The sequence below is a fragment of the Aquabacterium sp. UBA2148 genome (assembly GCF_002328915.1).
Taxonomy (GTDB): Bacteria; Pseudomonadota; Gammaproteobacteria; order Burkholderiales; family Burkholderiaceae_C; genus Aquabacterium; species Aquabacterium parvum.
This window is the reverse complement of the sequence record NZ_DCXA01000042.1, coordinates 1,908-10,020: the sequence shown is the minus strand read 5'-3', so window position 1 is coordinate 10,020 and position 8,113 is coordinate 1,908. Positions and strand designations below refer to the sequence as shown.

Genomic DNA, 8,113 nt, shown 5'->3' with positions numbered 1-8,113 from the left:
AGCAGCTCATCACCGATTCGGCCGACAAGGTGCGCGCCGGCAGCGAACTCACCCACGCCGCGCAAAACACCATGCAAGAGGCCGTGCAGTCGGTCGAGCAGGTCACCGCGCTGGTCACCCAGATCAGTGGCGGCGCGCGCGAGCAGCTCAGCGGCATCTCGCAGATCAACTCGGCGGTGGCCCAGCTCGACGGCATCACGCAGCAAAACGCCGCAGCGGTGGAACAGATCGCCGCTGCGTCGATGAGCCTGGCTCAGCGGGCCAAATCGGTCGCCGAGGCGGTCCAGGTGTTCCGCACCGAGGTCGGCGGCAAGTCTGCCCACAGCCACGATGCGGTGGCTTTGCGCAAGGAAATGAAGGGCCAGGCTGCTCGTCAAGACCTGTCTGCCCCAGCTTGATGCCCAGGGCAGCGGCGGGCTAGCATGGGCAACTGTGCGTCTTGCGCCCGTTCTGAGCTGTCCCTTTCATGAAACTCGCCATCCTCTCGGACCTGCACGCCAATCGGCAGGCCGTCGAAGCCGTCTGGGCGCACGCGCGCGAAGGGGGCTGCGAGCAAACCGTCCTGCTGGGTGACTTCGTGGACTACGGCGCAGATCCGGCCTGGGTCATGGATTTCGTCATGGCCCAGCACGCGGGCGGCGCCATCGTCGTCAAAGGCAACCACGACGACGCCCTGCGGCACGAAGACCAGCACAACCTGGGCAACCACGTGTTGGCCTCCCTGGCCTGGACCCGCGAACAGCTGAGCGCCGCACACATCGCCTTCATCGAGTCCCTGCCCCTGACCGCTGTCCTGGGCGACTGCCTGTTTGCCCACGCCAACGTGCACGACCCGTCCCACTGGGGCTACGTGCAAGGCCGCATGGAGGCCACGCGCAGCCTGTTTGCCTCGCAGCAGTCGCACGTGTTTTGCGGCCACATGCACGACCCCTGCCTCTACCACCTGTCGTCCACCGGCAAGTCGGGCGAGTTTCAGCCGGTCGACGCCACGCCCATCCAGCTCTCGCCCATGCGCCGCTGGCTCGCCATCCCCGGCTCCGTCGGGCAGCCCCGAGACGGCAACCCGGCCGCCTGCTACGCCACGTTCGAAACCGAATCGGCCACCCTCACCTTTCACCGCGTGCCCTACGACCACGACGCCGCAGCGCAGCGAGTGATCGATGCCGGCCTGCCCGAAACGCTGGCCCAGCGCCTTCGCGACGGACGCTGAGCCCCCTCATCGCCGACAGGAGCCCCACACGATGACCATGTCTCCCGGCAAACTGCAGGCAGGCGATCGCATCGACGGCTTCGTGCTCAAGGCCAAGCTGCACCAGGGAGGCATGGCCACGTTGTGGTCTGTCGAGCGCGTTGACGAACAAGGACGGGCCGTGCACCCACCCGGTGAGCCGCAGCTGATCATGAAGGTGCCGCGCATCAAAGGAGGCGAGGACCCGGCCACCATCGTCGGCTTCGAGGTCGAGCAGATGGTCATGCCGATGCTCAAAGGCCCGCATGCACCCCGCTTCGTCGGCAAGGGAGATTTCACCCGCATGCCCTACATCGTGATGGAGCACATCGCTGGCGACACGCTGCGTCCTCGGCTGGACCGCGCCCCTTTGCCGATCGAAGAGGTGGCCGACATCGGCCAGCGGGTGGCCCTGGCCCTGCACGACCTGCACAAGCAGCACCTGGTGCACCTGGACGTCAAGCCCAGCAACATCATGTTCCGCACCACGGGCGAAGCCGTGATGGTGGACTTCGGCCTGAGCCGTCACGACAAGCTGCCCGACCTGCTCGAAGAAGAGTTCTCGCTGCCCATGGGCACGGGCCCCTACATCTCGCCCGAGCAGGTGCAGTTCGTGCGCAACGACCCGCGCAGCGACCTGTTCGCGTTGGGCGTGATGCTCTACCACCTGACCACGGGCGAGCGCCCGTTCGGCAACCCCAGCAGCGTGCCCGGCCTGCGCAAGCGCCTTTACACGGACCCGGTGCCCCCGCGCGACATCCGCTCAGACACCCCCGCCTGGCTGCAGGAAGTCATCCTGCGCTGCCTGGAGATCGACCCGCAGCAGCGCTACCAGACGGGCGCACAGCTCGCGCTGGACCTGCAACACCCCGAACAGATCCCGCTGACCCAGCGCGCCGAACGCACCGGCACACGCGGCACGCTCAGCACCATGAAGCGCTGGTTCAAGGCCATGGGCCACGAGCCCAAGTCGGACGTGCCCAGCAGCCAGCACGTCGAGCGCAGTCCCATCCTGATGGTGGCCATCGGCATCAAGAACAGCACGCCCGAGCTCGACAAGAAGCTGCTGGCCACCGTGCGCCGCATCATGCAGATGGAGCCCGGTGCCCGCCTTGCCTGCGTCAGCGTGATGAAAACCAACCGCATCGGCATGGACACCCTGGTGGACGAGGCCGGCAACAGCCTGCACGTGCAACAGCTGGTGGCCATCAAACATTGGGCCAGGCCGCTGCAACAGCAGTTGCAGATGGACGAACACCGGCTGACTTACCACGTGCTCGAAGCCCCGGACACGGCCAGCGCCATCGTCGAGTTCGCCACGCGCAACCAGGTCGACCACATCGTGATGGGCGCGCGGGGCAACTCATCGCTGCGGCGCTACCTGGGCAGCGTCAGCGCGCAGGTCGTCGCCGAGGCGGAGTGCTCGGTGACGGTGGTTCGGGTGTGAACCCACCTGGCTGAGGTGCGCCCTGCGCGCCATTGAGCGTCTCGCGCAGGAAGTCCAGGAAGGCGCGTGCCACCGGCGTGGGCTGGCGCTCCTGACGTCGCACCAGGTACCAACGCGACGCGATCGGAAAGCCCTGCACGTCGAGCACAGCGAGGCCCTCGTGCGCCGGGTCGCGGTCGAGCGCATGACGAGACAGCACCGCCAGGCCATAACCACCCGCCACGGCCTGCTTGATGGCCTCGTTGCTGCCCAGGGACATCTGCACCCGCGGGCTGAAACCCCATGCGGCGAACTGCCGCTCGCAGCTGATGCGCGTGCCCGAGCCCGGCTCGCGCAGGATGAAGCGCTCGCCCGCCACGGCCTTGAGTTGGAGGCCCGGCTTCGCGGCCAAGGGATGCTGCCTGGACGCGATCATCACCAGCGGGTTGTCCAGCAGGAACTCGGCTTCCACGGCCACGTGATCAGGCGGCGTGGTCATGATGACGAGGTCGTCAAGCGACTGCTCCAGCCGCCGCACGATGCTGTCGCGGTTGGCCACCTCCAGGTGCACATCGATGTCCGGGTAGCGCTGCGAAAAAGGCCCCAGCAGGCGCGGGATGAAGGACTTGGCGGTGCTCACGACGGCCACGTCGAGTCGGCCGCGCTTGAGGCCCTGCAGGTCGGCCAACTCCATCTCGAATTCGGCCCAGCGGTGCAGCACGTCGTGGCAGGCGCGCGCCAGGCGCTGACCTGCGTCGGTCAGGCGGATGCCGCGACCCAGCGGCTCGTACAACGGCACGCCCGCGGCCTCGGACAGTTGTCGCAACTGCATGGACACCGTCGGCTGGGTGACGTGTTCGGCCTCGGCCGCAGCGGTGACGGAGCCGGTTTCGGCCAGCGCCTGGAAGAGCCGCAACTGACGCCAGGTGACATGCATAGGTTTTTATCTAACCATCAGATCAAAAGATTTGATTTTTCATGATACCTGCAAAACCCTAGGATGGCGCCCCATGAACCCGCTCCAGAACCTGCTCGACCCCGCCATCCTGTTCTTCGTTTTCGGTGTGGTCGCTGGCCTGCTGCGATCCAACCTCGAGGTGCCGCCGCAAATTGCGCGCTTCCTGTCGCTCTACCTGCTGATGTCGGTGGGCCTCAAAGGCGGTTTCTCGCTGGCCCACAGCGGCCTGGGCGCCGACGTGCTCGGCAGCTTGGGGGCCGCGCTGCTGCTGGCCCTGCTGGTGCCCGCTCTGGGTTACCTGCTGCTGCGCAAATGGCTTTCGCGCTTCGACGCGGCGGCCGTGGCGGCCACGTATGGCTCGGTCAGCGCCACGACCTTCATCGCGGCCAGCCAGTACCTGGCGCAACTGCAAGTGCCCTTTGGTGGTCACATGGCCGTGGCCCTGGTGCTGATGGAGTCGCCTGCCATCCTGATGGCGATGGCGCTGGCCGCATGGGCTCGGCGTCAGCAGGCCTCGGAGCAAGGGGGGTCAGTTGCTTCAACGCCCGGCCTGGGTGCACAGGCGCCAGCGCCATCGCATTGGCATGTGGTGCGCGAGGCCTTCACCGACGGCGCCAACCTGCTGCTGCTGGGCAGCTTGCTGATCGGCTGGGCAACGGGTGACCAGGGCAAGCTGATGATGGAGCCGTTCTCCGGCGCGCTGTTCAAGGGCATGCTGGCGCTGTTCCTGCTCGACCTGGGTTTGCTGGTGGCGCGCCAGTTGCCCGCCCTGCGGCAGGTGCACCCGGCCTTGATCGGCTACGGCATCGTCGGTCCGCTGACGCACGGCTTGATCGCCATGGGGTTGGCCGCGATGCTGAGCCTGCCGGTCGGTGACACGATCTTGCTGGTGGTGCTGGCGGCCAGCTCGTCTTACATCGTGGTGCCGGCGGTGTTGCGGCACGCCATGCCGGAAGCTCAGCCAGGGCTCTACCTCGGGCTGTCGCTGGGGGTGACGTTCGTCTTCAACATCCTGATCGGCATCCCGCTGTATGCCTGGGTGGTGCAGCGGGTGTGGAGCTGAGGACCCGCTGCCGACTCAGGCCCGGACGCGCCGGCCGCTGATACCCAGGCCAGTCAGACCAGCCAGCATCAGCGCCAGGGTTTCGGGTTCGGGCACAGCGGGCGTCAGGCCTTCGTAACGGAAGCCCGAGGCCGAGGTGAAGGTGTAGCCGTCCGCCAACTCCAGGCCGATGTGATCGGAGAACATGGCGTTGACACCCACGTCGCAGTTGGAGAGGTGGAAGCACCTGGCATTCTGGTGCACGGTGTAGCCCAGCGTGAGGTCAACGCCGGTGGGCACGACCAGGCTCAACAGCACCTCCCCGGTGTAGCGGCCGTTGTTGACTTCGCCGTTGCCGTAAACGCCATCGGGGCCACCCAGGGCCCACTCGCGGAAGAGGTCTTTGGAGGCGCTCTCGGACGTGGTGAAGTACTCGATGGTCTCGACGCCGCATTCGGTCATCTCGCCTTCGCCCGTGCAGGTGGCCTCGGGGTCGTAGGCCGGGTTGGGCGTGCGGTAGCTCAGGGTGGCGTAACGCGAAGAGTCGGCTTGCAGGAAGTGCGAGATCTGGCCCACGCGCTCGAAAGACGACAGCGCCAAGCCGCTGAACTGGCTGTCGTAGCTCATGCGGAAGGTCACGGTGGTCGTGGCGCCCGGGCCGCTGATGCGCACGGTGTCGCTCAGGTCAAGGCGGGCGTAGGACTGGGCGATGCTGGTGGGCCGGCCTGCGTCACCGGTGGTGGCGGTGGTCTGGGCCTTGAAGGTGCCGCTGTAAGGGTCGACCCAGGCGTTGACGCTGGCCGAGACCGATCCGGCTGTGGCGCTGCGTTGCCCACCGGTGCTCAGCGGCGATGCATCGTCGCCGGGGTAAACGTATTGGAAGGTGCCGGTTTCGATCTCTTCGGCGTCCAGGCCCCAGGCGAATGTGACCGAGCCACCCGGCGTCTCCACGGTGCCTGCTTGGGCCGAAACCACCAGCGTGCTCAAGATGGCAGCAAGGTGGGTGGCACGGGAAGGACGCAGCAGCGAACGAGACATGGCTTTCTCCTGGGTTGGGTGATTCGACGGGGCAGAGCGTACTCGAAGAAAACCCTGCATCCTGCCGACCGAGCAGCACACCCACCCAGTCAAGGGTGGGGCGCCCGGACAGCGTCGACACCGATCAGGACAAAGCCAGCAAACGGGCCACCTTCTGGAAGGCGTCGACCGGTTTGCCCTTGCGGGCGCGCTTGCCCACGTGGGCCGCATAGGCCGAGTTGCGAACGTCTTCTTCCTTGGGCTTGGCGCCACGGGTCGTGCCGATCACGCGCACGCCGTTGTGCACCGTCGCCACGGAGGCCAGCGGGGCCTTCTTGGCATCGACCTCCATCAGCGTCAGGCCGCGGCCGCCGTTGGACTGCAGCTTGAGCTCGTCGAGCCCGAACACCAGCATGCGACCATCGGCGCACAGGCAGGCCACCTGGGTGTGCGCCGGCTGCACCACGATCGGGGGCAGCACCGTGTCACCCTCGTCCAGCGTCAGGAAGGACTTGCCGCCCTTCTGGCGCGTCATCAGGTCACCCAGCTTGGCCAGCAGGCCAAAACCGCCGCTGTTGGCCAGCAGGATGGTTTGCTCCACGTTGCCGGCCAGGTAGTGCGCCGGCTGCGTACCCGATTCGAGCTCGATCAAGGTGGTGATGGGCTGGCCATCGCCGCGCGCGCCGGGCAATGCACTGACGGCCACGCTGTAGACGCGCCCGTTGCTGCCCAGCACGATGAGCGGGTCGACCGTGCGGCATTCGAAGGTGCCATACAGGCCATCGCCCGCCTTGAAGGCAAAGCCGGCCGGGTCGTGGCCGTGGCCGGTGCGGGCGCGCACCCAACCCTTCTCGCTGATGACCACCGTCACCGGCTCGTCGATGACCTTGACCTCGGCGACGGCGCGCTTTTCAGCCTGGATCAGGGTGCGGCGGTCGTCGCCAAACTGCTTGGCGTCGGCTTCGATTTCCTTGACCACGGTGCGGCGCAGCACGCCGGGGTTGCCCAGGATCTCTTCGAGCTTGGTCTGCTCGGCGCGCAACTCGGCGAGCTCCTGCTCGATCTTGATGGCTTCAAGCCGCGCAAGTTGGCGCAGGCGGATGTCGAGGATGTCGTCGGCCTGGCGTTCGGAGAGCTTGAACGCCTCGATCAGCGCCGGCTTGGGCTCGTCGCTCTCACGGATGATGCGGATGACCTCGTCGATGTTGAGCAGCACCAGCTGCCGACCTTCGAGGATGTGGATGCGATCGAGCACCTTGCCCAGGCGGTGCTTCGTGCGGCGGGTCACCGTCTCCAGGCGAAAGCCGATCCACTCGGTCAGGATCTGGCGCAGGCCCTTGAGCATGGGCTTGCCGTCGGAGCCCACCATGGTCAGGTTGACCGAGACGGACGTCTCCAGGCTGGTGTGGGCCAGCAACGTGGTGATGAGCTCTTGCTGCGAGACGGTGCGCGTCTTGGGCTCGAAGACCAGGCGCACGGCCGCGTCCTTGCTGGACTCGTCGCGCACGGTGTCGAGCACCGACAGCAGCGCGGCCTTGAGCTGGGTCTGGTCGGCGGTCAGCGCCTTTTTGCCGGTCTTGACCTTGGGGTTGCTGAGCTCTTCGATTTCTTCGAGCACCTTCTGGGCGCTGGTGCCGTGCGGCAGCTCGGTGACCACCAGTTGCCACTGGCCGCGAGCCAGGTCTTCGATGACCCAGCGGGCGCGCACCTTCAGGCTGCCACGGCCGCTGCGGTAGGCGTCCTGGATGTCGCCAGGCGCCGAGATGAGTTGACCGCCGCCGGGGAAGTCCGGGCCCGGCACGAGCGCGAACAGCTCTTCATCAGAAAGCTTGTCGTTCTTGATCAGGGCCACGCTGGCCGCGGCCACCTCGCGCAGGTTGTGGCTCGGGATCTCGGTGGCCAGGCCCACGGCGATGCCGCTGGCGCCGTTGAGCAGCACGAAGGGCATGCGCGCGGGCAGCTGCTTGGGCTCTTCGGTGGAGCCATCGTAGTTGGGCACGAAGTCCACCGTGCCCATGTCGATCTCGTCGAGCAACAGGCGCGCGATCGGCGACAGGCGGGCTTCGGTGTAGCGCATCGCGGCGGCGCCATCGCCATCGCGCGAGCCGAAGTTGCCCTGGCCGTCGATCAAGGGGTAGCGCAGCGCAAAGTCTTGCGCCATGCGCACCATGGCGTCGTAGGCGGCCGTGTCGCCGTGCGGGTGGTAACGACCCAGCACATCACCCACCACGCGGGCGCTCTTGACCGGCTTGGGGCCGCTGTTGCCGCTGAAGGCCAGGCCCATGCGCTCCATCGCGTAGAGGATGCGGCGCTGCACGGGTTTCTGGCCGTCGCAGACATCGGGCAAGGCGCGGCCCTTGACCACGCTCAGGGCGTACTCCAGGTAAGCGCGCTCGGCGTAGTGGGCCAGGGTCAGGGAGTCACCGCCATCGGCGGGCGGGG

6 protein-coding genes and 1 pseudogene are annotated in these 8,113 nt (G+C 67.0%); 4 read left to right on the top strand and 3 right to left on the bottom strand.

What is annotated here, in order from left to right:
• From B2W70_RS02255 to B2W70_RS02245, 3 genes and pseudogenes are all read left to right on the top strand, one after another.
• Positions 1–398: pseudogene (locus tag B2W70_RS02255) on the top strand (chemotaxis protein); the annotation flags it as partial.
• Between the two features lie 68 nt (positions 399–466).
• Positions 467–1,210 carry a metallophosphoesterase family protein gene (locus tag B2W70_RS02250; protein WP_286742412.1) on the top strand — a complete coding sequence of 248 codons (744 nt, stop codon included), beginning with the start codon at positions 467–469 and terminating at the stop codon, positions 1,208–1,210.
• A gap of 31 nt (positions 1,211–1,241) precedes the next feature.
• Complete coding sequence (locus tag B2W70_RS02245; protein ID WP_286742411.1) at positions 1,242–2,675, top strand: bifunctional serine/threonine-protein kinase/universal stress protein; 1,434 nt, start codon at positions 1,242–1,244, stop codon at positions 2,673–2,675.
• Here the strand turns inward: B2W70_RS02245 and B2W70_RS02240 are convergent.
• Positions 2,620–3,591, bottom strand: coding sequence for a LysR family transcriptional regulator (locus tag B2W70_RS02240; protein ID WP_286742408.1), 972 nt, complete (start codon positions 3,589–3,591; stop codon positions 2,620–2,622). The genes B2W70_RS02245 and B2W70_RS02240 overlap by 56 nt on opposite strands.
• Positions 3,592–3,664: 73 nt before the next feature.
• On the opposite strand from B2W70_RS02240, the gene B2W70_RS02235 reads away from it, so the two are divergent.
• Entirely contained in the window at positions 3,665–4,675 is a 1,011-nt protein-coding gene (locus tag B2W70_RS02235; protein ID WP_286742406.1) for a sodium-dependent bicarbonate transport family permease, read from the top strand.
• Between the two features lie 15 nt (positions 4,676–4,690).
• Here B2W70_RS02235 and B2W70_RS02230 read toward each other — a convergent pair whose 3' ends face one another.
• Complete coding sequence (locus B2W70_RS02230; protein WP_286742404.1) at positions 4,691–5,692, bottom strand: PEP-CTERM sorting domain-containing protein; 1,002 nt, start codon at positions 5,690–5,692, stop codon at positions 4,691–4,693.
• A 124-nt stretch (positions 5,693–5,816) separates the two neighbouring features.
• Positions 5,817–8,113, bottom strand: a 2,297-nt coding sequence (gene parC / locus B2W70_RS02225; RefSeq protein ID WP_414631018.1) for a DNA topoisomerase IV subunit A, incomplete at its 5' end; no start/stop codon positions are given.